We start from the raw sequence: 23,948 nt of genomic DNA, 5'->3' as shown, positions 1-23,948 counted from the left end.
GTGACTATCAGCTTATCATCAAGACGTAATATGCGAAAGCAAGTCTTCTTCCGAGCCATAAGTATCTTTGACCCGGACCGTATAGCGGGAGCCCGCTCGGCCGAACTCGCAGATGTAAAGCTCCCGGCCATTGGCGCTGACATCCACACGCACATCCTGCGTATCCTGAAACATCAGCACATCCCCGACTTGCAGGCGGCTGATAGCATCAAGTGTCATCCGCTCGAGGCGGATATGGGCGTTGAGCGTAACACTGGAGCGCTGGACCTGCTCGCGCAACTGGTCGGTCCAGTGAGCAGCCTCCGGCTTGGGTGGTTGTCCGGCGGGGGCGTGGAGGAATTTGGTCTTGAGCAAAACCGCCTGCGGCACGATAACCGAAAATGTCGAAAGCACCGGCCCCAGCCCCATGGTCATGGTGATTGCGGCTGCAAACACAGGTGCGGCCGTTGCGTCCGGCTTTGGCCGCTCGGTGTCGTTGCACGGGCGCACGATGACCGGCTCGGTCTTGAGCCCTACTGCCATGCGCACAACTTCGCCGATGTTTTCAAAGAGCATGGCCGCAATGTCGATCTCGATGGCCGACAGCGCGCGTGGCTCCGGCTCCGTGACCGCATCGGGCAGGGCGCCCAGCAGGGATTCCATCATGGCAATGATGATCGGGCTGTCACAGCCCAGAACGAAATGCGGGCACCAGTTGCGCAACGAGGCGTCCGAGATGGCAACGCTCGTGCCAAGGCGGTGCACCAGCTCGTCCATCGTGCCGGTATCGCTGCCAGCAAAGGCTATCGTCACGTCATGGCCGGACTCGGTTTTCAGCAGGGGCGGCAGAGCCTGGGCCAGAATGGCACCGAACTCGCCACAGAGCTTGGCCACTGTCTTCGCATCGCCCAGCGTCCCCACCATTCGGGCCAGCAGTTCTGGCGGCATAGGTTTTGTGGATGCGGGGGAAACAGGTTTTGCCATGCGTCAGGCCGCCTTCTTGTCGCCGCCGGGGTTCATCATTTCCTGCTCTACGGCGTCAATTGATGGACGCTCATAGGCAGAAATGGTCTTGCGGCCGTATTCCAGCGCCACCTGCGGGACGGAACCGTTCATGTAGGCAATCAAGGTCTGTTTGACGATGATGTACAGACGGTTCTGCTTGTCGCGCACGGCTTTGATATTGGCAATCAGCGGGTTGACGATGGAGTAGGACAGGAACACACCCAGAAGCGTACCAACAAGGGCCGCAGCGATCAGCCCGCCCAGTACCTCTGGCGATTCGGAAATGGCCGCCATGGCCTTGATAACCCCCAGAACCGCCGCAACGATGCCGATGGCTGGAAATGCGTCCCCCATGGCCATCAGGGCGTGGTAGGATTTCATTTTGTCATGAGTGATCGTGTTGATTTCCTCATCCATCAGCGCCTCGATCTCATGCGAGCGGGCATTGCCGATGATGATCAGCCGTACGTAATCACAGATGAACGAGGTCAGCTCCTGATTGCTGAGAACCGTCGGCGCTGCCTGAAAGATGGCGGATTCCGATGGGTTGTCGATGTGGCTTTCGATCTCGTTGCGCGATTTCGTGCGCAGGTCGCGCATCAGCGCATACAGCACCCCCAGCGTATCGAGGTAATGGCGCTCCTTCGGCACGGTGTGCTTGAAGGCTTCCATGATGGCTTTACCGGCATCCTTCACGACCTTCATCGTGTTGGCCATGATAAAGCCGCCAATGCCGGCTCCGCCGATGATCAATAGCTCGAACGGCTGGAAAAGCACCTGCAAATGGCCACCCATGGCCATGTATCCGCCAAGAATGCAGCCAAACGTTACGAGAAGTCCGATCAGAATATTCATTGGTGTCCACGGCCCGAGTCTTTATTTTGGATACTCTGATTAGGAGATCAGCCTTGCGCGGGGCTGTTTGAGGCCGGATGTTTTGAGCCACATCCAAAGACAGGTTCGCGCAAGGCATTGGGGTCAGATTGGCAGCAGTGGGGTGCGCTGTGGTGCGCCCATCGTTTTGAGGGACTGCGCGTTATGCAAACCGGGATTTATGTCGGAATTTCAGCCCATATGGCCCTTGAGCGGCGCATGAACACGCTGGCCGACAACATTGCCAATGCCACGACCACCGGTTTTCGCGCCACTGAAGTCAAGTTCAATCAAGTGGTGGCAGACACACAGACCGCAGATGTATCGTTTGTCTCGCAGGGAAAAGAGTATATCTCCACCCGCAATGGCGGCATGAAGCACACCGGCAACATGCTGGATTTTGCCGTTAAGGGCGATGCGTGGTTTTCCATCGAAACACCATCGGGCCAGGCCTTGACGCGCGACGGGCGCTTTACCCTGACGGAAGCCGGTGATCTGGTTACCATCAATGGCTATCCGGTTCTGGACGCCGGCGGCGCGCCGATCCAGCTGAACGGGGCCGCGGGAGCACCAACCGCCAGCAGCGATGGCGTTCTCTACCAGAACGGCCAGCAGGTGGGAGCCATCGGCCTGTTCGAAGCCGATATGTCCAAAGGGTTTACCCGTGTGTCGAACAGCGGTGTTATTCCCGCGTTGCCCGCACAGCCAGTGGTAGACCGTATCGATGCCGGGCTGGTGCAGGGTTATACGGAAGAATCGAACGTCAACCCCATTGCCGAGATGACCCAGCTTATTACTGTTACCCGCGCATTTGAAAGCATGAACTCGCTGATGCGCGATGGAGAAAGTTCCTTCAACGAAGCCATCAAAACCCTTGGCGGGGCGAAGTAAGCCGCTATGATCGATGCCAGAATGGACCGCCTGAAGCCACTTGATCCACCGGCGGCGTCACCATCGCTGGCAGCCCTGGCTGGGCTTGTTGAGCATTATTCAAAAGCAGACAACACGCTTGCCCCCGGTGGCAAGGTACAGATGATTGCTGCTGGCAACTACACGGTCAAGGGCCTGTCGCGCCATGTCCGGCTGGGTGATTTCGTCGCGCACAAAAGCGGCGGAAGCCTGCATCTAGGCGAGGTTGTGCGGGTGGAGCAGGAGACAATCGTCGTTTGCCCCATCGAGCCGGGTGACCCCATTGGCATCGGCGATACGGTCATTCGCGTGGGGGCGTTCCGTGTTGCGCCGACCGACGACTGGTGCGGTCGCACGATCAACGCGCTTGGCCATCCCATCGATAATCTGGGGCCCGTTTTGCAAGGCGCGCACCCGCGCTCCATCGCCAACACTGCGCCGCCATCCATGACGCGTCAGCGGGTGGAAACCGGTTTTAAAACCGGCGTGCGCGCCATCGATCTGTTTTCGCCGCTGTGCCTTGGCCAGCGACTGGGTATCTTCGCCGGTTCCGGCGTTGGGAAATCCACGCTGCTGTCGATGATTGCCCGTGCCAATGCGTTCGACAAGGTGGTGATTGCACTGGTGGGGGAGCGCGGGCGTGAAGTTCGCGAGTTTATCGAGGATACGCTGGGCGACAATCTGGCGAAATCCGTGGCAGTTGTCGCAACCAGCGATGAAAGCCCGATGCTTCGCAAAATGGCCCCGTTGACGGCCATCACCATTGCCGAGCATTACCGCGATCAGGGCGATAACGTGCTGCTGATCGTTGATAGCGTCACGCGCTTTGCCCATGCTATTCGCGAGGTTGCAACCGCATCGGGCGAGCCGCCCATCGCGCGCGGCTATCCGGCTTCCGTGTTTACAGAACTGCCGCGCCTGCTGGAGCGTGCCGGACCGGGCGCGGACGATGCGGGCACGATCACGGCAATCATCTCCATTCTGGTCGATGGCGACAATCATAACGATCCTATTGCCGATTCCACCCGCGGTATTCTGGACGGGCATATTGTCATGGATCGCAGTCTGGCGGAGGAGGGGCGCTATCCGCCTGTCAATCCGCTGGCCTCCATCTCGCGTCTTGCCCGCAAGGCGTGGACGCCGGAGCAGGAAAAGCTGGTCGCGCGGTTGAAAGCACTGATCCATCGCTATGAGGAAACCCGCGATCTGCGGCTGATTGGCGGATATCGCGCGGGGAGCGATCCGGATTTGGATATGGCAATTAAACAGGTACCCGTTATATATGATGTTCTGCGGCAGACGCCTGCCGAAGAACCCGCCTTTGATGCGTTTACGGACTTGGCAACAGCGCTGAAAACTGCGGCGGGCATGGGGAGATAGGCACGATGAGTGTTTCTGATTTCGAGGCGGATGAAATTGTCTCGCCATCCGATGCGGGTCTGAATGCCAACGTTCTGGTCGTTGACCAGCTTCTGGCGCTTATCGGCGTGCTGCTTGCCGTGCTTGCAACGTTTTTCCCGTGGTATGTGTTTTTCAATCAGGACCAGTTTTCCCTGCCCACCCTCTGGCGGGGCGAAACCCGTGATCTGTCGTCCCTGTCCTCCCAGCCGGTGGTCAGCATTTCGCCGCTTGCCATGACCAATAGCGGGCAGCCCGCCAGAGACCCGTTGACACCCGATCCCCTGACCACATCGGCTGTGCCGGGGCTGACCAAGCAAGCGTTGCGCCCCGCCGCTGCGATGCCGGAACCGACACCCGCGCAAAACCGGCCCTTCCGGCTTATGCATGCAGCCAATGGCAGAGCGTTGGTGGAGGATGGCTATGGCATGTATCTGGTGCAGGTTGGCTCCGTCTTGCCCGACAACAGCCGCTTGGCAACGCTGGAACAGCGGGCGGGCAACTGGGTGCTGATCACCTCCAACGGCGACGTTATCGAACGCCGATAAAGCTTAATCTGGCTATCATATCAGCCTACGGAGCCATGCCCGCAGGCTTTTTGCATTTGGCGCTACCCCCGTGAAATCCAGACCAGTCCCACGCAAGATTGGAGGATTACTTAACGATTTATTAAGTGTGGAGTCGTGGATGCAGCCGATACAACTTTTCGAACTGGCCTCAAGACAGGCCGAATGGCTTTCTGTCCGCCAGTCGGTGGTGGCGGGCAACATTGCCAATGCCAACACGGTGGGTTACCGCGCCAAGGATGTAACGCCGTTTTCGGCGGTGCTGGAGCAGACCGGCGTAAAGATGGCCGCAACCCATGCAGCCCATTTTACCGATACCGGATCGTCTGCAGACAATATCGGCACACGTGAAGCCGCCTTGACCAAATCGATCGGCGTGCAGGAATCCGGCAACAGCGTCGGCCTTGCCGAGGAGTTGATGAAATCCGGGCAGATCAAGCGCGAGGCGGAGCTTGCCAACGGGCTGATCAAATCCTTCCACCGCATGATGTTGATGACAGTGAGAAAGTAAAGATGGACCCGCTTTTAGCTGCACTCAAAATTTCTGCCTCCGGACTTGAGGCGCAATCGACTCGGCTTCGGATTGTTTCGGAAAACCTCGCCAACTCCCGCTCCACCGGTGATACCGCCGGTGCAGACCCGTATCGCCGCAAGACCGTGAGCTTCGCGTCCGAGCTGGACCGCGCACTTGGTGTCAACACGGTTCAGGTCAAGAAGCTTGGAACCGATGATTCCGGTTTTGCGACCGAGTACGATCCCGGCAACCCCGCTGCCGATGACAAGGGCATGGTGAAAATGCCCAATGTCAACGTGCTGGTGGAAATGGCCGATATGCGCGAAGCCAACCGCTCCTACGACGCCAACCTCCAAACCATTCGTCAATCCCGCGAACTGATTTCCGGGACCATCGACCTTCTGAGAGCTTCCCAATGATCGACGCAATCAAGGGCCTTGGTGGCCTGAATCTGACCAGCCCGCTCGAAGGCCCGAACGCCATCGGCGGTGGCATGGGCATTGGCGCCTCGGTGCAGTCCAGCGCAACACAGGGCCCAAGCTTTGCGGACGTCATGGCCAATATGGCAACTGACGCGACCGATGCGCTGAAAGCTGCCGAAACAAAGTCATTCGAAGGCATTCGCGGCACCGCCAACACCCGGGAGGTGGTGGATGCCATGATGAGCGCCGAGCAGTCGCTCCACACAGTAACGGCCATCCGCGACAAGGTGGTTTCGGCCTACCTCGAAATCGTGCGCATGCAAATTTAAGGACCGACCCCGTGAAAGCTCTCTCCATTGCTGCGACCGGCATGAATGCCCAGCAGACAAATCTTGAAGTCATTGCCAACAACATCGCCAACATCAACACCACCGGCTATAAGCGGGCGCGTGCGCAGTTTACCGATCTGCTCTATCAGACAGATCGGGCGCAGGGCGTTCCCAACCGGGCCAATCAGGCCATTGTGCCGGAAGGCGTGACCATTGGTCTTGGTGTGCAGACATCCGCCGTACGCAATCTGCACATTCAGGGCCAGCCGGTGCAAACCGGTAACACGCTGGATATGATGCTGCAGGGCCGGGGCTGGTTTCAGATCGAAGCAGCCGATGGCACGACGCTTTATAGCCGCTCGGGTGCGTTTAACAAGAACGATCAGGGCCAGCTTGTGACCATTGATGGTTACAACGTTGTGCCGGCAATCATCATTCCGCAGAACGCGAGCAACATTACGGTTACGCGGTCTGGTCAGGTGTTTGCCAACATTGATGGCGCTGCGGAGCAGACAGAACTTGGTCAGTTGACCATTGCCAACTTTGTCAACGAGGCGGGTCTTGAGCCGCTCGGCGACAACCTGTTCCGCGAAACGGCGGCATCGGGCGCGCCTGTTGTCGGTCCGCCGGACGAAGTCGGTTATGCCTACATCATGCAGCGTTATCTTGAGGCATCCAACGTCGATCCCGTCAAGGAAATCACCGATATGATTTCCGCCCAGCGCGCCTATGAAATGAACTCCAAGGTCATTCAGGCCGCCGATGAAATGGCGTCCACGGTGAGCAAGAACCTAAGATAAGGGGAAGGACGGCAAACATGATGTTTCGCCTGAAATCACATATGGGACGCCTTGCGGTTGCGGTGTGCCTGTCCGTTGCCGCGCCTGTGTTAGCGCAGCAACCGCGCATGGCCGTTGTTCCGACGCAAACGATCTACCCAGGCGAGGAAATCAGCCGCGCCCGGCTGGAAATGGTTGAGGTGACCAATCCCAATCTCGTCAAAGGCTATGTCAGTTCCATTGATGAAATCGATGGGCTGGTGACCAAGCGAACCCTGCTGGCCGGTCGCGTCATCATGGCCTCCGCCCTGCGAGAAAAGTTTGCCGTGACACGCGGCTCCTCGGTTCGGCTGGTGTTTTCCAAGGGCCCCATGACCATCACCGCCGCCGGTTCGCCGTTGCAGGATGCCGCCATCGGCGACCTTATTCGCGTTCGCAATACCGATACCGGCGTTATCGTCTCCGGCACGGTTATGGCGGATGGCACAATTCACGTGGTGGCCAAATGATGCGGCGTCTTGCACTGATCGTGCTTTCTGGCCTGATTGCGTGGACCAGCGCGGTCACGCCCGTATCTGCCGCGCGCATCAAGGATGTCGCATCGCTACAGGCCGGGCGGGATAATCAGTTGATCGGCTACGGTCTCGTGGTTGGCCTGCAAGGCACCGGCGATGGTCTTCGCTCGTCTCCCTTTACCGAGCAATCCCTGCGCGCCATGCTGCAAAACCTCGGCATCTCCACGCAGGGCGGCGAATCCCGGTCCAAGAACATTGCTGCGGTGCTGGTAACGGCAACGCTGCCGCCCTTTGCCAGCCCCGGAAGCCGGGTGGATGTCACCGTTGGTTCGCTTGGTGATTCCACCTCCCTGCGCGGTGGCACACTGGTCATGACCTCGCTGACAGGCGCTGATGGGCAAATTTACGCGGTGGCTCAGGGGTCTGTTGTCGTTACCGGTTTCAATGCCGAAGGCGATGCGGCAGCGCTCCAGCAGGGTATCACCACAGCAGGCCGGGTGCCGAATGGTGCGATCATCGAGCGTGAATTGCCCTCCAGATTCAAGGACGCAATCGACCTCGTGCTGCAATTGCGCAACCCGGATTTTTCCACCGCCATTGGCATGGCCGATGCCATCAACACCTTTGCGCGCCAGAAGTTCGGCGGACCGATTGCCGAGGCCCGTGATTCGCAGACGGTCGAAATCTCCAAGCCCAAAATGGCGGACCTCACCCGCCTGATGGCGGACATTGAAAACCTGACCATCAAAACCGACGTGCCCGCCCGTGTCGTCATCAATGAGCGCACCGGCACCATCGTCATCGGGCAGGATGTTCAGATTTCCGAAGTGGCCGTCAGCTATGGCACGTTGACCGTGCAGGTCAGTGAAACTCCCACCATTGTGCAGCCAGCACCCTTTTCCGATGGTGTGACCGCCGCCGAGCCGAACACGCAGATACAGGCACAAGTGGAAGGCGGACAGGTGGCTATTCTCAATGGCTCCAATCTGCGTTCGCTCGTTGCCGGTCTCAACAGCATTGGCGTGAAGCCGGACGGTATTATCTCCATCCTGCAGGGAATCAAATCTGCGGGCGCGCTTCAGGCAGAACTGGTGCTGCAATGAAAAAAACCAATCATTTATATCCAGCCCTCATCGTCGCGCTGCTGGGTGTTCCCGGCGCGTTTGCGCAAACGCCTGCCACCACGGCAAGCGACGACGAAATCCGCACCTTCTGCACCAATATTGCCGATGCTGCGCGCGACCAGCGCTATCTTCTCCAGAAGAAAGAACTGGATGATCTGCGCGTCAGCATTGATGAGCGCATCGCAACGCTTGAAAAGCGCCGTGCCGAATACGAGGAGTGGCTGAAACGCCGCGATGAGTTTCTCAAGCGCGCCGAAGCGGGACTGGTGGATATCTACAAGAACATGCCGCCCGATGCCGCAGCCGGCCAATTGGCGCTGGTGAAAGAAGAAGTCGCAGCAGCTATCGTCATGCAGCTTTCGCCCCGGCTTTCCAGCGTTATCCTCAGCGAAATGAAGCCGGATCGCGCAGCGGCTCTCGCCAGTATTATTTCCAGCGCGGGTGACCCCAATACATCGAAGGACCCATCATGAAACATTTTCTGTCCATCATGATGGCCGGTGCGCTGCTGTCGGGCTGCGCCAATCAGGCTATCCGCGAACTTGGCCGCGCACCGGCCATGAGCCCCATCGGCAGCGGTCTGCAATACGCGCAAACGCCGCAAATGGCGATGTATCCCAAGCAGCCGCATCAGATTGCCAGCGGTTACTCGCTGTGGAACGACCAGCGCGCAGCCTTGTTCAAGGACGCGCGCGCCTTGAATGTTGGTGATATTCTGACGGTGGATATCCGCATCAACGATCAGGCCTCCTTTGATAACAAGACCGACCGCAAGCGCAAAAATAGCAGCGGGTACAATATCGGTGCCAATGGTACGTCAACAGGCGGAAGTTTTGGCTGGGACGGTGGCCTGAAATACGGCTCTAACACCGAGACCAAGGGCGAAGGCACAACCGAGCGCGCTGAAAAGCTGCGCCTGCTGGTGGCGGGCGTGGTAACAGGCGTGTTGGAAAACGGCAATCTGCTGATCAGCGGGTCACAGGAAGTCCGTGTCAATCATGAAATCCGCATTCTCAACGTCGCTGGCATTGTGCGCCCGCAGGACGTGGATGCCCGCAACATGATCTCCTATGACAAGATTGCCGAAGCCCGCATTTCCTATGGCGGTCGTGGCCGCTTGACCGAGGTGCAGCAGCCACCGATCGGTCAGCAGGCCATGGATCTGTTCTCGCCAATCTGATCACGGACACCAAGGGGATACCATGGAAGAACTTGGCGCAGACACCGCCGCATCTAAAAAACCATCGCTGATCGTAACGCTGGCCATCATCGTGTTGCTGTCAGCGGTGGCTGGTGGCGGCGGCTGGGTTGTCGGCAGCTTGATGCGCCCGCAGGAGGTTCCTGTCGCCAAGAAAGAGACCCCAGCCACGGAGGGCGCGCAAAACGCTGAAGGCACGGCACCCACGGAGACGGCCGAGGTTTCAGAAGACGGATTAACCCGCTTATCCACCGAGCTGAACGGCGTGGTCGCGCTTCCCTCCATCACCACCAATCTGGCCTATCCGGCAGAAAACTGGGTGCGGATGGATGTATCGCTGCTGTTCAACGGCAAGCCTGATCTGGCTGTTACCGAAAGCATCCATCAGGATATCGTCGCCTATATGCGCACGGTATCCCTGCAACAGCTACAGGGCCCACGCGGGTTTCAGTATCTGAAAGAAGACATTAAAGAGCGGGTAGACCTTCGCTCAGAAGGCCGCGTAACGGACATCATGTTCAGGACATTTGTGATCGAATGATTCGATTTTTTCTTTTTGTGGTGGCCACGATGGCCATGACCGGCATAGCCAGCGCGCAAGCATTGCAACTGCCCGGCAATCTGCTCAATACCCCTATTGAAGGCTCCGCCGCCGCGTGGATCATTCGCACCTTCGGTCTGCTCACGGTGCTGTCCATTGCGCCGGGCATTCTCATTATGGTCACGAGCTTCCCGCGCTTTGTGATTGCCTTTGCCATCCTGCGCTCCGGCATGGGTCTGGCGACCACGCCGTCCAATATGATCATGGTCAGCCTGGCGCTGTTCATGACCTTCTACGTCATGGCACCCACATTCGATAAGGCATGGAAAGAGGGCGTCGATCCCCTCCTGCAAAACCAGATCACCGAAGCCGAAGCCGTCACCCGCATCACCGAGCCGTTCCGCACCTTCATGGTTGCCAACACCCGGCCCAAGGACGTGCAGTTGTTCGTGGATATCGCCGAGGAACGCGGCCAGACAGTGGTCACCGATGGCCGCCCCGACCTGCGCGTGGTGGTGCCCGCCTTCATGATTTCCGAAATCCGCCGCGGCTTCGAAATCGGCTTCCTGATTCTGCTGCCCTTTCTGGTCATCGATCTCGTGGTCGCCACCATCACCATGGCCATGGGCATGATGATGCTGCCGCCAACGGCCATCTCGCTGCCGTTCAAAATCCTGTTTTTCGTATTGATTGATGGGTGGAACCTGCTGGTTGGCAGTCTGGTGCGCTCGTTTATGTAGGAGAAAAGCCCGGTTTGACCGGGTTTTTTCTATCGCGTCATAAACGGTTCAGTTCGGGGCGGAAGTGCTGGCACATCAATAAGGGCAGGCTCAAGACCCCTTCGTGCTCTGTCAGCCATCATTTCATAGGCGGTTTCCAGATGTCTGGTAAATCGCTCAGCATCAAAAAGCGGTTTGATGAAACGGTTTTGAACCAACTGTTCCTTGTAGGCTTTAATTTGATCAGGATTTTCGTAGAGTTCGACAGCCCGATCCTCATACGCTTGAAAATCTTCTGCAACTAGCCCTTCTAAACCAATCGCGTTTAACAGGCTCTCGCTAACCCGCGAAGCAAAATGGCTTCCCTTTACACATAAAACAGGCAGGCCTGCCCATAGTTTTTCCGATGTTGTCGTATGTCCATTATATGGATAAGTGTCCAGTGCAAGATCAGCGGCCTGCAGACGCGCCATATGATACGCGTACTTAGCAGCGACAGTAAATTTAATGCGATCAAGTGCTATCCCAGAACGCTTTATTCGTTTGGCAATATTTTTTTGTTGATTTTCTGATGCAACCATTAACCACAACACGCTGTCAGGCGTACGTTTGAGAATGTTGATCCAACTGTCCAGTACAGTCCCGCTAATTTTGCGCCCTGCGTTAAAAGACACAAACACAAATTTGTCATCCGGTAACCCCACTTTTGAACGGGTTTCCGGTGGCGGCAATGGCCTTCGCCGTGGGGAGTTAGGCTGGTAGCTTTCCGGTAGTCGGCAAAAACGCTCCCAGTAGTGGGGTTGGGCACCGTCTGGCAAAACATACTTGTCCCCTATAATGTAATCCAAATCAATATTGACCGTAGTTCCTGGAAATCCGAGCCAAGAGACGTGGATAGGTGCGCAAGGTAAATTAAGAATCGAAGAACGAGAACCGCTGGTGTGCCCTTTTAAGTCGACTAATATATCGATCTGCGCTGCTTGAATTGCATCAGCTACTTCATTGTCTGACATATCTTTCACACGAATAACATTTCCACAATTATTCAATGAAAAACTGGAGACAGCAAGTTCTTTGCTGTCGGTATGGCAAAAGTAAGTAATATCGAAACGAGTGTTGTCGTGCGTTTCAAATATATCACTAACAAGTTTCATTGTTGCATGAGAACTATAAAAATCACTCGACAAATAGCCAATGCGTAACTTGTCCGACCATACATGCTTCTGGTTTCTCCGATTGTAACGGTGCCATTCTTGTGTAAGAAAGGAAAGTTGACCGGAGTATTTCACGAGTTCTTCATCAGGACACCAATTTATGCTATGGAACGGGTTGTCGTAGGCAATTATATCTTGTTTAGCTTTGGACGAATTTTTGTTGAATGCCTGTACAAGCATGATTGATTTATCAAAGTCACAGTCCGCATGTAAGAAATGCAGATACATCATCCGAAAGATCGGATTGTCCGGAAACTTCCTGAACATGTTCGCAACGGATTGTTTTTCAAACGAATTGGTAACGTGCCAACCGAGCGTTACATAGGCGAGGTTGAAGTGCTGAGGCTGGGTGCTGCCGGAAAGAGCGGGCGCAAAGACACGTGCCAGCTCATATTCACCGCGTTTTGTGTAGATAAAACATAGCGTAAATGCAGCATCCAGATGTGTCGGGTTTGCATTGTAAATACGCAACGCTGTCAGTAACGCATCATCATCCCGTTCCAGTTCCTTGTAAAGGGTCAGGGCGCGCTGCAAATAAATCGCGTTTGCGGGTTCGGTCTGTTCTGCTGCAAGCCTATAAGACTCGGCGGCCTCAGACACCATTCCCATAGCTTTCAGAACATCCCCCAGCAGGGCGTATGTCTTGGCATTCGGTGCATGGGTGATAAGGTCGTTGAGAATGATCAACGCTTCATTATATTTCTTTTTTTTGTACTGCAGTTCTGCGCTGAGGAAGCTGGGATTTTTCACGGATTGCTCTTTGATTGTTGCGGCAACGTCGTCAGAAGCACTATGGTCATTAAGTGCGATCCTTCTAGCTCTTGTGGTTAAACGACGAAGCTTGCACTGAGCATGCGATAAAAATATCCAATTTGTTAATGACTTGTTAATAATTATATGCTTTAAGTCCACTACCTGATAGACTGCTTCAGAATGTGAAGCGTGGCATGATGCCGACTATACTGGCCGGTTTTAGTCCGGCATGTCCCACCTACGAACATTCAAAGGGACGCCCTTATGACAAGCATTCTCACTAACTCATCCGCAATGGCTGCACTCTCGACATTGAAGTCGATCAACTCTGATATGGAAACCACGCAATCGCGCATTTCCTCAGGCAAGAAAGTTGGCACTGCGTCTGATAACGCTGCGTATTGGTCGATTGCAACTAGCATGCGCTCCGATAACAAAGCGCTTTCTACTGTTGAGGACGCATTGGGCCTGTCTGCTGCAAAGCTTGAAACTGCTGTGACCGGTATGGAAGCTGCCGTCGACGTCGTAAAAACAATTAAAGCAAAGCTGCAGGCCGCTACTGAAGGTGGCGTTGATAAAGACAAGGTGATGAAGGAAATCAAGACGCTTCAGGACCAACTGAAGAGTATTGTTTCTTCAACATCTTTCAATGGTGTAAATCTTTTACAAGATGCTAATCTTGGTAGCACGTCTACCGCTGCTGGTTCTGCCCCTAAAGGCACACAGAATTTGGTTGGTGGCTTTACACGTGATGCAAGCAATAACATCACCGTACAGACCATTGACTATGCGCTTGATAAAGACAGTCTGTTGGCTGGTAACACCGCTAGCACAACTCAGGCTGACAAAGGTATTCTGTACGAAGGTAAAGATGCAGGTACTTCTCCCGTAACTCCTGCTGTTAAGGGTATCATTGATCTAGTCATTACGTCAGCTACGACTTTTGCTGAGATGACAGCAATGACACAACACGTTAACACACAAGAAGAAAAGCTGATCAAGGCTGCTGCCAACCTCGGTGCTATTAGTGCACGTGTCACGATGCAGAGCGAATTCGTCAGCAAGCTTGGTGATTCGATCGACAAGGGCATTGGTCGTCTGGTTGACGCCGATATGAATGAAGAGTCGACACGCTTGAAGGCTCTGCAAACACAGCAGCAGCTTGGTATTCAGGCCCTGACAATTGCGAATTCGTCCTCGGAAAGCATTCTGCAGCTCTTCCGCTAAGCCTATTTGGTTTCACACTTTTAAGCCGCGCATTTTGCGCGGCTTTTTTATGCCGTCTGTGGCGCGGGCATCTTCACCCTCGCGCAAGATTAAAACCGTAGGTCTCATTATCCAGTTAGCAATGCCGCCATGTCTCAAATGGCGCGGAGAGCCATGATGACCGCTCCTATTTCCCGATATCTCAAGGATTTCAGCGCCCCCCGCGCATCCTTCTCGTCGCCATCGCCAAAGTTTTTTGCCGATTTCGACACCGACATATCCACGCGGGACGCCCCCCCCGTGCAGCCGCGAATCGATATCGATCTGGAACGCGCCACGGCTTTTTCGCGCGGGCGTGAGGCGGCAATCGCGGAGTTGGATGCGCAGCACGCTCAGCACATCGCTGATCTCAAAGCCGCCCACGCGCTGGAGATGGAAGCCCTGCGCGCAACCTGCGAGCAGGACATCGCTGCAATGATTTTCGAGCGGTTCAACGAAGCATCCAAAATGATCGTGACTGCCGTTAGCGACCAGACCGCACGGGCGCTGTTGCCGGTGCTGGATGGAGTTCTGGTGGAAAAAACCTTGGCTGACTTGGCCGCCACCGTGCAGCAAGGGCTGGAAGCGGGTGAGATCGTGACCATCACCATTAGCGGACCCAAAAGCCTGTTTGACGCGCTCAAAACCAAACTTGCCACCGGCAATCTTGCGTTTCGTCATGTTGAAACAGATGATGCTGATGTATCCGTGGAATTTGGTGATACGATCATGGTAACGCGGCTGGCCGCGTGGGCTGAAACGCTGGAGAAGGCTCTCGCATGAGCGACAACGAAGGCCACCACCACGGCAAGAACGAAATCATCATCATCAAACGGCACAATGGCAACCATGACGGCCATCACGGCGGCGCGTGGAAGATTGCCTATGCCGATTTCATGACGGCGATGATGGCGTTTTTTCTTGTCATGTGGCTGGTCAACGCTGCCAATGAGGAAACAAAAGCCTCGGTCGCATCCTACTTTAACCCCATGAAGTTGACCGATGCCAAGCCCTCCGAACGGGGCCTGAAAAAGCCGGTTGAAGAAGCCAAGGGCGAACAACTTAACGACAAATCCAAGACGGATGGCAAGCAGTTCAAGTCCGGCGGCGAAGCCAAAAAGGGTGATGATCTCGCCGCAACTTCGGGCGAGGAAACGACCTATTCCGAGGCCGACTTCTTCGACAATCCCTATGCCGTGCTGGCGGAAATTGCTCAGGACACCGGCCTGCAAGCCAACATCAGCAAGAAAGGCGAGGGAGGTGCCGCGCTCTCCGGCCCGTCAACCGGCGCGTCTGGCGGGGAGGCGTATCGCGACCCCTTTGATCCCGATTTCTGGACCAAACAGGTAAGCGTCGCGCAGGCCCGCCCGGATGCAACGACGTCGGAAGACTTGCCCGATACGGTCCTTCCTTCCGAGGATAAGGCCTTGAAGGATGATCTTAAGGACGCGGCGCAAGCCAAACCGCCGGTGGAGGTCGAAGCGGAGCAGGCCGAAAAAAATGCTGCCGATCTACAGGCAGAGATTGCCAAAGCGCTAGGCGCAGAGGCCGGACGCATGCCGGAAGGCGTGGTGGTCAAACCTTCCGAAGGCGGACTGCTGGTGAGTGTCAGCGAGCAGGTGGATACGCCGATGTTTGACATCGGCTCCGCATTGCCCAAGCGCGATCTGGTGATTGCCATGGAAAAAATCGCCAAGGTGTTGGCTGAGCGAAACGGGTCGGTGCTGATCCGAGGCCATACCGATGCGCGCCCCTTCAAAGCGGGCGAGGCGGACAATTGGAGGCTTTCGACTGACCGGGCGCAGAGCGCTTACTATATGCTGGTGCGGGGCGGCCTGAATGAAAATCGCATTACGCAGGTCAGCGGGTTTGCAGACCGCCGGCTGCAAGTGCCAACCGACCCGCTGGCACCGGCCAACAGACGCATAGAAATCCTGCTGCAAGCGGAGCAAAAGTGACATGCTGCAACTGGCCCGAAAGCTCCTGCTCTCCACAGCGCTGCTGGCTTTGTGGCCGTCTGCGGGTGTTTGGGCCGAGCAGAAGGTGCCCCAGGAGCTTGAGCCTTGGCAGATGCTTCGCTCCTTGCAATATGTGCAGGATTCAGTGATTTTAGGTGACCATTCGGCCGCTGAAATGCAGACCTTCCTTTTGAATGCCCTCGACCAGCGGTTGAAATCCGTCAGCCGGGAGGTATTCAGGGATCAGCGCAATGTCGATGCGGCAATGATCTACGCAATGAGCGGTGGTAACCCGGCTACGTTGGATAAACTAGCGGAAAACGATATTGACGGCAATTTTGACAGCCGCATAACCGATGCGCTGCGCCGCTATTTGAATGGCCGCGGTGTAACGGCGGGAAAAACCCTCACAGACCTGTTTCCAGAATATCGCCAGTCCGTCCTGGCGCCGTATCTTGCGCTCGTTGCCGGCAACGCAACGGCGCAGAAAAGCGCGATTGCAGCCTTGGAGTTCTATGATTGGGCACGGCTGACCGCGCCCGGAACCCTGATTGAAGAATCTGCCCTCAGGCGCTCCATCATCGTTGCATCGCAAACCGAGGACATGCACGCGCGCGGCTTGAACTACGCTTCGGCCTATGCGCGCCGCTTCCTCACCTCACCCTATGCGGGGCAGTTTGCTGATGCTTTCGTGGCAATTGCAGTCAAGGATCTGGATAGCACCGCACGCGCGAAAGTCATGGAAATTTTGTCTTTCGTCGATGTACCGCGACGGCGCGAAATTTATCTGCGCATTGCGCGCCGCGCTGCGATCATGGGGCGGCACGATCTGGCGAAAACAGCGTCTGAACAGGCAATGGCGCTGTCTGACGATACTTCCGCGCGCGCGCGGACCCTGGCAGAGCTCTATTCCGGGCTTGTGGGCGTCCCCTTTGGTGACATTGTTTCATCCATACAGCGCATTGACTCAATTGCACCGACGATGCTGTCCCAGCGTGATCAGGCATTGCGGGAGGCGGCACGAGCCGTGGCACAGGAAGTGTTGCGCAAGCCCATGGCCGACAGCTTGACACAAGGCGCAGATCTTAAAGCGGTTCTGCAACCAAAAATTGATGTAGCAGTAGATAATGAAATGCCTCAAGCCACGCCCGCGGTAAGCAAGGGTGAGACGATGGTGACTGATCCTGAGTTTGATCGTTTCGTTGGCCAAGGCAAAAGTCGGCTGGACGACATTGATGCGCTGTTGAAGAAAGAACAAAAATGACGTTTGTCGATTCAAACCCTGTGCTTGCTCCCAGTCTGCGCTCTCCAGACAAAGGCGTGATCGGCCAGTCTCAAGACGATACTGGTGGCAATGGCGGCGACTTCGACAGCGTGTTCAAAAGCCTGGAAAAACCGGAGTTGCCCAAGCCGGGGAACGAAAATTCGGATAATAAATTCTTGAGGTTTGCGGATGTGATGCCATCCACCGATGCGAAACACCGGATTGATGCTGCAGACAAAAATACTGTGCCGGAAACAACGTTGTCCAAGACGGACAACACTGTGGAGCCCAGCTTCAATCAAGACGTTCGTGTGAATGAAGTCCCTGCCAAGCCGGAGACAAAACGAAGCCAATTATCTGACGCCACAGACAGCAAGCGTTCTGTTGATGATATGCTGGAGTTGCTGCAGACAGCACCGACACCTCCACCCGTTCAAGCATCTACCCCGGATACCGTTGCGGTCAGCAGTGTGTCGCCGCAACCGCAACTCATGCCTCTGGTGGTCGAAACTCTACCAAAGTCGTTGGCAACAGGCCGTTCAGATATAGCTGATCGCAAATCAGCGGCTTCTACGGTGTCACCGCCAGCAACCCAAATTACCGAAGGCTCCGACACCGATGCGCCGATGCCGACCGAGCCGGACAAAACCTTTCGCTTCGCCCGGGCTGATGGCAAGGGAGCATCGGTAAACGTGGCAATCTCTGCGCTTGCTGAGGGTGCGCGCAAGGACACAACGGCTGTCACGGGCGAGAAGGTAGAGACAGTGACCGTGCTGGACTCCCGCCGATATCTTGGCCTGCCGGCCACCAACAATGTGGCGCTGATTTCTTCCGCATTGGCAAAGGAAACGGCTCTTGTCCAAACCGGGCAATCATCGCTGGTTGTGCTGGACGATGCGACCAGCAAAGTCGTCAACACGTTGAAGCTGCAGCTGACGCCTGTTGAACTGGGCTCTGTTGTTGCAACGCTGCGATTGTCGGGCGAGGCGTTGAGCGTGGACCTACGCGTCGAAACAGGTGCAGCCTTCCGCCAACTGAGTGATGATCAGTCGGCTATCATCAAGACACTTCAAGCACAGGGCTTCGAAATTGATCAAATCAACGTGCGGCTGGTGTCTTCGGATATTGCAACGGTTCAAACGGATAATCAGTCTGGACAACAGTCGCGGCAGGGACAGCAGGGAAGCTTTGCGCAGAGCCAGCAGCAACAAGGCAATCCTCAGTCTTCCAGCCGAGACGATCGTCATACGCGGGAAGATTCCAGGCTCGATCCGGCTGTTGATTATGGCGTCGACAATAGTGTCCGCGGCGGCGTCTACCTCTAGCGCATTTGCCAATTCCGGCGCCTGTGAGCGTGAAATACAGGCTGCAGCTTCCAAGTATAGTATTCCAGAAGGAATTTTATACTCCGTTGGACTTACGGAAACCGGTCGGAAGGGGTCTTTGAGTCCATTTGCACTGAATATCGAGGGAAAACCGGTATTCGCTGCAACTCAGCAGGAGGCCGTTCAACACTTCTACGGCGCTGTTGCACAGGGAGCCAAACTGATCGACCTTGGCTGTATGCAGATCAACTACTACTTTCACAGCCAGCAGTTTGCATCACCTGAAGCCATGTTGAACCCGCGTCAGAATGTTGAGTATGCGGCCAAATTTCTCGCCGATCTCCGCAGGCGGCATGAAAGCTGGACGATGGCCGTGGCGCGGTATCATGCCGGTCCGAACAACGATCCGGCGCAGAAAAAATACGTTTGCCGTGTCATCGCAAATCTTGTCGCAACCGGTTACGGGCAGTGGACGACAAATGCTCTCCAGTTCTGCCGTTAGAAGCTTCGAGAAAGCTCCTGAATGAATTTTTGATTCACAAGAGGCGTTATTAAAGCATTAACTTTTTCCACCACAATTTAGATGGTTATGGTTAACGACCTACTAGATATTGATCAAATCAGCACCTCCAACCGCATCAACTGTGAGTTCCTGCCATTTAATTCCTAGAGTTGTTCATAAATTAGCGGCTGCGTATTTCTTGCCTAACAAATATTGCAGATATTGATTCGGAGCCGGTCACATGATCGTAGTGGTTGACGAGCGCGAGCTCGTAAAAAATGGTTACACCTCTCTGTTCGGACGCGAAGGTGTGCCCTCCACTGGGTTCGATCCGAAAGAATTTGGAGAGTGGGTCAGCACCGCCGCCGATACGGATATTGATGCTGTTGAAGCATTTCTAATCGGGCAGGGTGATATGGCGCTGAACCTTCCGCGTGCCATTCGTGATCGCTCCATGGCGCCGGTCATTGCTGTCAGCGACTCGCATTCTCTGGAAACAACGCTCGCCTTCTTTGATTGCGGGGTGGATGATGTCGTGCGTAAGCCGGTTCACCCGCGTGAAATTCTCGCGCGCGCCGCAGCTATTCGCCGTCGGTTGAGAGCCCTCACGAATTATACTGACATCGGCCAGATCCGCGTGTTCTCCGATGGTCGCGACCCCGAAATCAATGGCGAAATTTTTGCGCTTCCGCGTCGCGAACGCCGCATTCTGGAGTATCTCGTCGCCAATCGCGGTCGCCGGGTCTCAAAATCACAAATTTTCAATGCGATTTATGGTATTTTCGACGAGGACGTCGAAGAAAACGTGGTCGAAAGCCATATCAGCAAGCTGAGGAAGAAGCTCCGTAAAAGACTCAGTTTTGACCCGATTGATTCCAAGCGTTTCCTTGGATATTGCATCGACTGGAACTAAAGATTCTATACTCCCAAGTATAATATAACGCCTCCGATCACTATCCAAGTGTTCGGAGGTTTTTTTATGGTTACGTTTTCAATGATCTCGCCCAACAGGTTCACGCAAGGCCCAAACCGTAAAGGACGAAGGAACGGACAACGAGGAATCGACATGAGTCTCTACGGCACGATGAGAACCGGCGTATCGGGCATGAACGCACAGGCCAACCGTCTGGGCACGGTTGCCGATAACATCGCGAATGCGAGTACCACGGGGTACAAGCGGGCTTCGACCGAGTTCTCGTCGATGATCTTGCCATCGGGCGGTGGCACCTACAATTCCGGTGGCGTGACGACCAGCGTGCGTTACGCGGTGTCGGAATCGGGGGTGCCGGTCAATACCTCGTCAAACTCCGACCTTGCTATTGATGGAAACGGCTTTTTTATTGTGTCCGATGTCAACGGCGGCAATTTTTTGACACGCGCGGGAGCATTTACGAAAAACGGTGCTGGAGAGTTAATCAATTCCGGCGGCTTCGCCTTGATGGGCTATAAATATGTAGCCGGTGCTGAGCCAACCATGGTTGTTAACAGCTTCGATGGAATGGAAAAAATCAACGTCGGTGGTCTCGCAGCTAGAATTATCCCGACCACCACCGGTGTAATGGATCCCAATCTGCCAGCCAATGGTGTTCCGGGCAGCGTACAGAAAAGCTCTCTTTCTGTTTATGATAGTCAGGGCAATACGCGAATTCTCGACTTTACTTACACAAAAGATAACTCTGCAACTCCAGCTGCAAACACGTGGACTTTGTCGATTGTTGATCGCAAAACTGGAACCAAGTTAGAGGGTGAAACGCCACTAACACTAACATTCGATACTAATGGTAAGCTGGAAAAGAAAGGCAATTTTACTGGTGTAATCAAGACAAAAGAAGTTGTCGCAGGCGGCGTGGTATTGGGCGCGATGGAGCTCAATATTTCGAATACAACCCAAGACAGCCGCGACTTTACCGCCAGCAAGGGTGATCAGAATGGTCAGCCTCCGAGTAAAGCTGTGGACTTTTCAATTGATAAAGACGGTATCGTTTTCATTACTTATGAGCGTGGATCGCCAGTGCCAACGTATCGCCTTGCGTTGGCAGATGTGCCCAGCCCGGACCAACTGACACCGTTAGCAGCGAATGTGTACCAACAGGGTCCAGAATCTGGAGTTATTACGACAAGCTTTGCCAACTCCGGCAGCTACGGTAAAATTCTGTCGAAAACGCTTGAAGGCTCCAATGTCGATATGGCGTCTGAACTGACCATCATGATCGAGTCACAGCGTAGCTACACCGCAAATTCCAAGGTCTTTCAGACCGGAGCGGATTTGATGGATGTTCTCGTCAATCTGAAGCGCTAAACACTCCCCGTCAAAGGTTAAGCCATGTCGCTCGCGTCCGCTATCAATACTGCGCAATCCATATTCAATAATACGGGTACGCAGACTTCCGTGATTTCTAACAATATTCGCAATTCCGCCAACACGGATTATTCACGCCGTATTGCCGTTACCGGAACGAGCAGTGCCGGAGCCAATATTGTTAAAATCCAGCGGGCGCAGGACGATGCAATTTTCCGCCAGAATATTGAGAGCATTTCCCGTTCCAGTGCGCAGACGGCCTTGACGACCGGGCTGACCCAGCTACAGTCGCTGCTGGGTAGCACGACGAAGCACGAAACGGCGCCGTCAACATATCTCGGTAAATTTCAGGACGCATTGCAAACGTTTGCCGTGAAGCCCGGCGATAGCACCGTTGCTGCTGCCGCGGTTGCCAGCTCAGTAGATGTGGCCAATTCGCTGAATGTGACAGCAAACGGTATACAGGAAATTCGGCAGAACGCCGATCAGGAGATCGCGAGCACAGTCGAAGACCTGAATACCCTTTTGCACGAATTTGAGGCTGCAAACAACACTATTGTTAGGGAAACGGCAACGGGTGGCGATCCTCTTGATGCGCTCGACGAACGAGATCGGGTGTTGAAGCAGATTGCGGAAATCGTCGGTGTTTCGACAGCCACTCGCGCCGGAAACGATATGGTGTTGTTTACCAATGACGGTTCGGTCCTGTTTGAGGCTGCGCCACGTGCAATTACGTTCACACCAAGCTCAAGCCTTCCGGCTGGTATTGTCGGCCAATCAGTGCTGGTCGATGGCGTTCCATTAACAGCCGGTATTGGTCCCAACACCACGGGACAAGGCAAATTGGCTGGCTTGCTGCAGTTGCGCGATGAAATTGCTCCGGTGTTTCAGAAGCAGTTGGATGAGATTGCGCGGAGTCTTGTGGCGTCTTTCGCGGAAACCACAACCACGGCGGGGTTGCCGCCTAGGGCGGGTTTATTTTCGTGGTCGCAGGACGCAATCCGACCAAATGGTGAGGTGGTTAACGGCGCCGCAGCCTCCATCAAGGTCAACAGGGCAGTCATCGCAACGCCAATGTTGCTCCGCGACGGCGGTGTGAATGGTTCAGATTATATTAAGAATAAAGAAGGGTTTGCTGGCTACAGCGACCAGTTAAAAGCGTGGGGCCAGGCGCTAAACGCAAAAGTGCCATTTGCTGCTGAGGCTGAAGGGCCCACGAGCGAAAGTATCCTGGCTTACTCCACAGCGTCCGTCGGTTGGCTGGAGCAGAATCGCAAAGCTGCCTCTGCCGCAGATACCACGAAATCCGCGATGGTCGCACGCACTTCACAGGCGCTGAGCAACCAGACCGGCGTCAATATGGAAGAAGAGCTAAGTCTTCTGATGGAAATGGAGCAGTCCTACAAGGCGTCAGCAAAGCTGGTGCAGGCTGTAGACGAGATGTTGAACGCGCTCTTGGGTATGGTGAGATAATGAGAACGTCGCTGGTTTCGAACGTATCGATTCAAAACTCCATGCGCTTGACGGTGCGTGATGCACAGGCCGGGCTGCTGAAAGCCAGCGCCGAGGCTGCAACGGGCCGTCATGCAGATGTAGGGCTTGCGCTTGGTGCATTGACCTCGCAGTCGCTGAACCTCAACCGCGATGTGGACCGGTTGACGGCAATCAAAACCGCGAATGCGCTGTCCGAGTCTCAAATGAAAACGACGCAGGATGCGTTGACGAATCTGCAAACGAACGCAACAGGTGCCAGCAAAGATCTGATCGTGTTTGCAACCAGCGAGTCATCTACAGACCTTACGAATTTGAAAAAGAGCATGGCATCGGCCCTGTCGTCATTCGTAGGTAGCGTCAATTCCTATTCGCAGAACGAATTTATTTTCGGCGGGATCAATACGGGTACACCGCCGATCAAGGAAAACGCGATTGAGGATGCCAAAAAGGCAATCCAAGACCTTTACAAGGTCGAATTCACGGACAAAGGCAAAACCGATCAGAGCATAACCTCTGGAGAAATGGCGACCTTTATCACCAAAGTCGAGAAGCTGTTTATCGGCGAGGGCAACAAGTGGGCTGATATTGTTTCAAACGCGTCCGACACAAACATGTCGAGTCGAATAAGCACCACAGAGGTGGTTCAGACATCCACCAATGCAAATTCCGACGGTATGCGCAGATATGTTCTGGGTGCGCTGTTGGCGCATGAAATGGCTGACAAGGATATTTCAGGCGCTGTTCGCGGGACGGTGAACAAGGCGGCTCAAGGCTACATGAGCACCTCCATTACCGATTTGATCTCCGATGGCAGCACTATCGGCACCTCACAGGAGCGGCTGACAACCGCCAACAAATCCATCGACAACCAGGTTAAAATCTACAAAACGCACCTTCTAACGTTGGAGGGCGTAGACCCCTACGAGGCGTCAACACTCGTCAAGACGCTAAAAGCGCAGGTTGATACCTCCTACACTTTAACGGCAATGCTGCAAAAGCTGAGCTTGCTGAATTACCTCTGAT

The 23,948-nt window shown here is 55.0% G+C and carries 26 protein-coding genes; 23 read left to right on the top strand and 3 right to left on the bottom strand.

Annotated elements, in window-relative coordinates:
• Positions 1-18: 18 nt before the first annotated feature.
• Together IFT84_RS02920 and motA are read right to left on the bottom strand one after the other, a co-directional pair.
• Positions 19-963: a FliM/FliN family flagellar motor switch protein gene (locus IFT84_RS02920; RefSeq protein WP_244651053.1), complete on the bottom strand. Its 945-nt coding sequence runs from the start codon at positions 961-963 to the stop codon at positions 19-21.
• 3 nt (positions 964-966) lie between these two features.
• On the bottom strand, positions 967-1,839 hold the full coding sequence (motA, locus tag IFT84_RS02915; RefSeq protein ID WP_192117127.1) for a flagellar motor stator protein MotA: 873 nt from the start codon (positions 1,837-1,839) through the stop codon (positions 967-969).
• Between the two features lie 183 nt (positions 1,840-2,022).
• Here motA and flgF point away from each other — a divergent pair, with 183 nt between their 5' ends.
• The 13 genes from flgF (at position 2,023) to fliP (ending at position 10,892) form a co-directional block, all read left to right on the top strand.
• Positions 2,023-2,748, top strand: coding sequence for a flagellar basal-body rod protein FlgF (flgF, locus tag IFT84_RS02910; protein WP_192117126.1), 726 nt, complete (start codon positions 2,023-2,025; stop codon positions 2,746-2,748).
• Positions 2,749-2,769: 21 nt separating this feature from the next.
• Entirely contained in the window at positions 2,770-4,146 is a 1,377-nt protein-coding gene (gene fliI, locus IFT84_RS02905) for a flagellar protein export ATPase FliI (RefSeq protein WP_192117574.1), read from the top strand.
• A gap of 5 nt (positions 4,147-4,151) precedes the next feature.
• A complete protein-coding gene (locus IFT84_RS02900; protein WP_192117125.1) occupies positions 4,152-4,712 on the top strand; it encodes a flagellar protein in 561 nt (186 codons plus the stop codon).
• A gap of 139 nt (positions 4,713-4,851) precedes the next feature.
• Complete coding sequence (gene flgB, locus IFT84_RS02895) at positions 4,852-5,241, top strand: flagellar basal body rod protein FlgB (protein ID WP_192117124.1); 390 nt, start codon at positions 4,852-4,854, stop codon at positions 5,239-5,241.
• A 2-nt stretch (positions 5,242-5,243) separates the two neighbouring features.
• Positions 5,244-5,663, top strand: a complete 420-nt coding sequence (flgC, locus tag IFT84_RS02890) for a flagellar basal body rod protein FlgC (protein WP_192117123.1) — start codon at positions 5,244-5,246, stop codon at positions 5,661-5,663.
• A complete protein-coding gene (locus IFT84_RS02885) occupies positions 5,660-5,995 on the top strand; it encodes a flagellar hook-basal body complex protein FliE (RefSeq protein ID WP_192117122.1) in 336 nt (111 codons plus the stop codon). Before flgC ends, IFT84_RS02885 begins: the two co-directional genes overlap by 4 nt.
• Positions 5,996-6,006: 11 nt before the next feature.
• Positions 6,007-6,795: a flagellar basal-body rod protein FlgG gene (gene flgG / locus IFT84_RS02880; protein WP_192117121.1), complete on the top strand. Its 789-nt coding sequence runs from the start codon at positions 6,007-6,009 to the stop codon at positions 6,793-6,795.
• Between the two features lie 17 nt (positions 6,796-6,812).
• Complete coding sequence (flgA, locus tag IFT84_RS02875; protein ID WP_192117120.1) at positions 6,813-7,283, top strand: flagellar basal body P-ring formation chaperone FlgA; 471 nt, start codon at positions 6,813-6,815, stop codon at positions 7,281-7,283.
• A complete protein-coding gene (locus IFT84_RS02870; RefSeq protein ID WP_446737558.1) occupies positions 7,283-8,392 on the top strand; it encodes a flagellar basal body P-ring protein FlgI in 1,110 nt (369 codons plus the stop codon). The genes flgA and IFT84_RS02870 overlap by 1 nt, the downstream gene beginning before the upstream one ends.
• The gene (locus IFT84_RS02865; protein WP_192117118.1) at positions 8,389-8,886 is read left to right on the top strand and encodes a MotE family protein; all 498 of its coding nucleotides are present in this window, start codon (positions 8,389-8,391) and stop codon (positions 8,884-8,886) included. The genes IFT84_RS02870 and IFT84_RS02865 overlap by 4 nt, the downstream gene beginning before the upstream one ends.
• The gene (gene flgH, locus IFT84_RS02860) at positions 8,883-9,593 is read left to right on the top strand and encodes a flagellar basal body L-ring protein FlgH (RefSeq protein ID WP_192117117.1); all 711 of its coding nucleotides are present in this window, start codon (positions 8,883-8,885) and stop codon (positions 9,591-9,593) included. Before IFT84_RS02865 ends, flgH begins: the two co-directional genes overlap by 4 nt.
• Positions 9,594-9,615: 22 nt before the next feature.
• Positions 9,616-10,152, top strand: a complete 537-nt coding sequence (locus tag IFT84_RS02855) for a flagellar basal body-associated FliL family protein (protein ID WP_192117116.1) — start codon at positions 9,616-9,618, stop codon at positions 10,150-10,152.
• Positions 10,149-10,892 (top strand): flagellar type III secretion system pore protein FliP, encoded by a 744-nt coding sequence (gene fliP, locus IFT84_RS02850; protein ID WP_192117115.1) that lies wholly within the window; start codon positions 10,149-10,151, stop codon positions 10,890-10,892. The genes IFT84_RS02855 and fliP overlap by 4 nt, the downstream gene beginning before the upstream one ends.
• Before the next feature lie 29 nt (positions 10,893-10,921).
• Here fliP and IFT84_RS02845 read toward each other — a convergent pair whose 3' ends face one another.
• Positions 10,922-12,835, bottom strand: coding sequence for an O-linked N-acetylglucosamine transferase family protein (locus IFT84_RS02845; RefSeq protein WP_192117114.1), 1,914 nt, complete (start codon positions 12,833-12,835; stop codon positions 10,922-10,924).
• Between the two features lie 267 nt (positions 12,836-13,102).
• Here IFT84_RS02845 and IFT84_RS02840 point away from each other — a divergent pair, with 267 nt between their 5' ends.
• The 10 genes from IFT84_RS02840 (at position 13,103) to IFT84_RS02795 (ending at position 23,947) form a co-directional block, all read left to right on the top strand.
• Positions 13,103-14,065 carry a flagellin N-terminal helical domain-containing protein gene (locus IFT84_RS02840; RefSeq protein WP_192117113.1) on the top strand — a complete coding sequence of 321 codons (963 nt, stop codon included), beginning with the start codon at positions 13,103-13,105 and terminating at the stop codon, positions 14,063-14,065.
• Between the two features lie 156 nt (positions 14,066-14,221).
• On the top strand, positions 14,222-14,866 hold the full coding sequence (locus IFT84_RS02835) for a hypothetical protein (RefSeq protein WP_192117112.1): 645 nt from the start codon (positions 14,222-14,224) through the stop codon (positions 14,864-14,866).
• Complete coding sequence (locus IFT84_RS02830) at positions 14,863-16,041, top strand: flagellar motor protein MotB (RefSeq protein WP_192117111.1); 1,179 nt, start codon at positions 14,863-14,865, stop codon at positions 16,039-16,041. The genes IFT84_RS02835 and IFT84_RS02830 overlap by 4 nt, the downstream gene beginning before the upstream one ends.
• 1 nt (position 16,042) lies before the next feature.
• Positions 16,043-17,305, top strand: coding sequence for a chemotaxis protein (locus IFT84_RS02825; RefSeq protein ID WP_192117110.1), 1,263 nt, complete (start codon positions 16,043-16,045; stop codon positions 17,303-17,305).
• Entirely contained in the window at positions 17,302-18,630 is a 1,329-nt protein-coding gene (fliK, locus tag IFT84_RS02820) for a flagellar hook-length control protein FliK (protein ID WP_192117109.1), read from the top strand. Before IFT84_RS02825 ends, fliK begins: the two co-directional genes overlap by 4 nt.
• Positions 18,590-19,132 carry a transglycosylase SLT domain-containing protein gene (locus IFT84_RS02815; RefSeq protein ID WP_192117108.1) on the top strand — a complete coding sequence of 181 codons (543 nt, stop codon included), beginning with the start codon at positions 18,590-18,592 and terminating at the stop codon, positions 19,130-19,132. The genes fliK and IFT84_RS02815 overlap by 41 nt, the downstream gene beginning before the upstream one ends.
• Before the next feature lie 241 nt (positions 19,133-19,373).
• Positions 19,374-20,045, top strand: a complete 672-nt coding sequence (gene rem / locus IFT84_RS02810) for a transcriptional activator Rem (RefSeq protein ID WP_192117107.1) — start codon at positions 19,374-19,376, stop codon at positions 20,043-20,045.
• 153 nt (positions 20,046-20,198) lie between these two features.
• Complete coding sequence (locus IFT84_RS02805; protein WP_192117106.1) at positions 20,199-21,431, top strand: flagellar hook protein FlgE; 1,233 nt, start codon at positions 20,199-20,201, stop codon at positions 21,429-21,431.
• A 24-nt stretch (positions 21,432-21,455) separates the two neighbouring features.
• A complete protein-coding gene (flgK, locus tag IFT84_RS02800; RefSeq protein WP_192117105.1) occupies positions 21,456-22,904 on the top strand; it encodes a flagellar hook-associated protein FlgK in 1,449 nt (482 codons plus the stop codon).
• Positions 22,904-23,947, top strand: coding sequence for a flagellar hook-associated family protein (locus tag IFT84_RS02795; RefSeq protein ID WP_192117104.1), 1,044 nt, complete (start codon positions 22,904-22,906; stop codon positions 23,945-23,947). Before flgK ends, IFT84_RS02795 begins: the two co-directional genes overlap by 1 nt.
• Position 23,948 lies beyond the last annotated feature (1 nt).

The sequence above is a fragment of the Rhizobium sp. CFBP 8762 genome, assembly GCF_014841565.1.
Taxonomy (GTDB): domain Bacteria; phylum Pseudomonadota; class Alphaproteobacteria; order Rhizobiales; family Rhizobiaceae; genus CFBP-8762.
This window is presented reverse-complemented; position numbering and strand designations above follow the sequence as displayed.

What these genes read in the sequence shown, in the direction of transcription:
- IFT84_RS02835 (WP_192117112.1), top strand. Translation starts at nt 14,222, where the DNA reads ATGACCGCTCCTATTTCCCGATATCTCAAGGATTTCAGCGCCCCCCGC.
- IFT84_RS02870 (WP_446737558.1), top strand. Translation starts at nt 7,283, where the DNA reads ATGCGGCGTCTTGCACTGATCGTGCTTTCTGGCCTGATTGCGTGGACC.
- flgC (WP_192117123.1), top strand. Translation starts at nt 5,244, where the DNA reads ATGGACCCGCTTTTAGCTGCACTCAAAATTTCTGCCTCCGGACTTGAG.
- IFT84_RS02920 (WP_244651053.1), bottom strand. Translation starts at nt 963, where the DNA reads ATGGCAAAACCTGTTTCCCCCGCATCCACAAAACCTATGCCGCCAGAA.
- IFT84_RS02885 (WP_192117122.1), top strand. Translation starts at nt 5,660, where the DNA reads ATGATCGACGCAATCAAGGGCCTTGGTGGCCTGAATCTGACCAGCCCG.
- flgA (WP_192117120.1), top strand. Translation starts at nt 6,813, where the DNA reads ATGATGTTTCGCCTGAAATCACATATGGGACGCCTTGCGGTTGCGGTG.
- fliI (WP_192117574.1), top strand. Translation starts at nt 2,770, where the DNA reads ATGGACCGCCTGAAGCCACTTGATCCACCGGCGGCGTCACCATCGCTG.
- IFT84_RS02815 (WP_192117108.1), top strand. Translation starts at nt 18,590, where the DNA reads ATGGCGTCGACAATAGTGTCCGCGGCGGCGTCTACCTCTAGCGCATTT.
- IFT84_RS02855 (WP_192117116.1), top strand. Translation starts at nt 9,616, where the DNA reads ATGGAAGAACTTGGCGCAGACACCGCCGCATCTAAAAAACCATCGCTG.
- rem (WP_192117107.1), top strand. Translation starts at nt 19,374, where the DNA reads ATGATCGTAGTGGTTGACGAGCGCGAGCTCGTAAAAAATGGTTACACC.
- flgH (WP_192117117.1), top strand. Translation starts at nt 8,883, where the DNA reads ATGAAACATTTTCTGTCCATCATGATGGCCGGTGCGCTGCTGTCGGGC.
- IFT84_RS02795 (WP_192117104.1), top strand. Translation starts at nt 22,904, where the DNA reads ATGAGAACGTCGCTGGTTTCGAACGTATCGATTCAAAACTCCATGCGC.
- fliP (WP_192117115.1), top strand. Translation starts at nt 10,149, where the DNA reads ATGATTCGATTTTTTCTTTTTGTGGTGGCCACGATGGCCATGACCGGC.
- IFT84_RS02825 (WP_192117110.1), top strand. Translation starts at nt 16,043, where the DNA reads ATGCTGCAACTGGCCCGAAAGCTCCTGCTCTCCACAGCGCTGCTGGCT.
- motA (WP_192117127.1), bottom strand. Translation starts at nt 1,839, where the DNA reads ATGAATATTCTGATCGGACTTCTCGTAACGTTTGGCTGCATTCTTGGC.
- IFT84_RS02865 (WP_192117118.1), top strand. Translation starts at nt 8,389, where the DNA reads ATGAAAAAAACCAATCATTTATATCCAGCCCTCATCGTCGCGCTGCTG.
- IFT84_RS02840 (WP_192117113.1), top strand. Translation starts at nt 13,103, where the DNA reads ATGACAAGCATTCTCACTAACTCATCCGCAATGGCTGCACTCTCGACA.
- flgB (WP_192117124.1), top strand. Translation starts at nt 4,852, where the DNA reads ATGCAGCCGATACAACTTTTCGAACTGGCCTCAAGACAGGCCGAATGG.
- IFT84_RS02830 (WP_192117111.1), top strand. Translation starts at nt 14,863, where the DNA reads ATGAGCGACAACGAAGGCCACCACCACGGCAAGAACGAAATCATCATC.
- flgF (WP_192117126.1), top strand. Translation starts at nt 2,023, where the DNA reads ATGCAAACCGGGATTTATGTCGGAATTTCAGCCCATATGGCCCTTGAG.
- fliK (WP_192117109.1), top strand. Translation starts at nt 17,302, where the DNA reads ATGACGTTTGTCGATTCAAACCCTGTGCTTGCTCCCAGTCTGCGCTCT.
- flgK (WP_192117105.1), top strand. Translation starts at nt 21,456, where the DNA reads ATGTCGCTCGCGTCCGCTATCAATACTGCGCAATCCATATTCAATAAT.
- IFT84_RS02900 (WP_192117125.1), top strand. Translation starts at nt 4,152, where the DNA reads ATGAGTGTTTCTGATTTCGAGGCGGATGAAATTGTCTCGCCATCCGAT.
- IFT84_RS02805 (WP_192117106.1), top strand. Translation starts at nt 20,199, where the DNA reads ATGAGTCTCTACGGCACGATGAGAACCGGCGTATCGGGCATGAACGCA.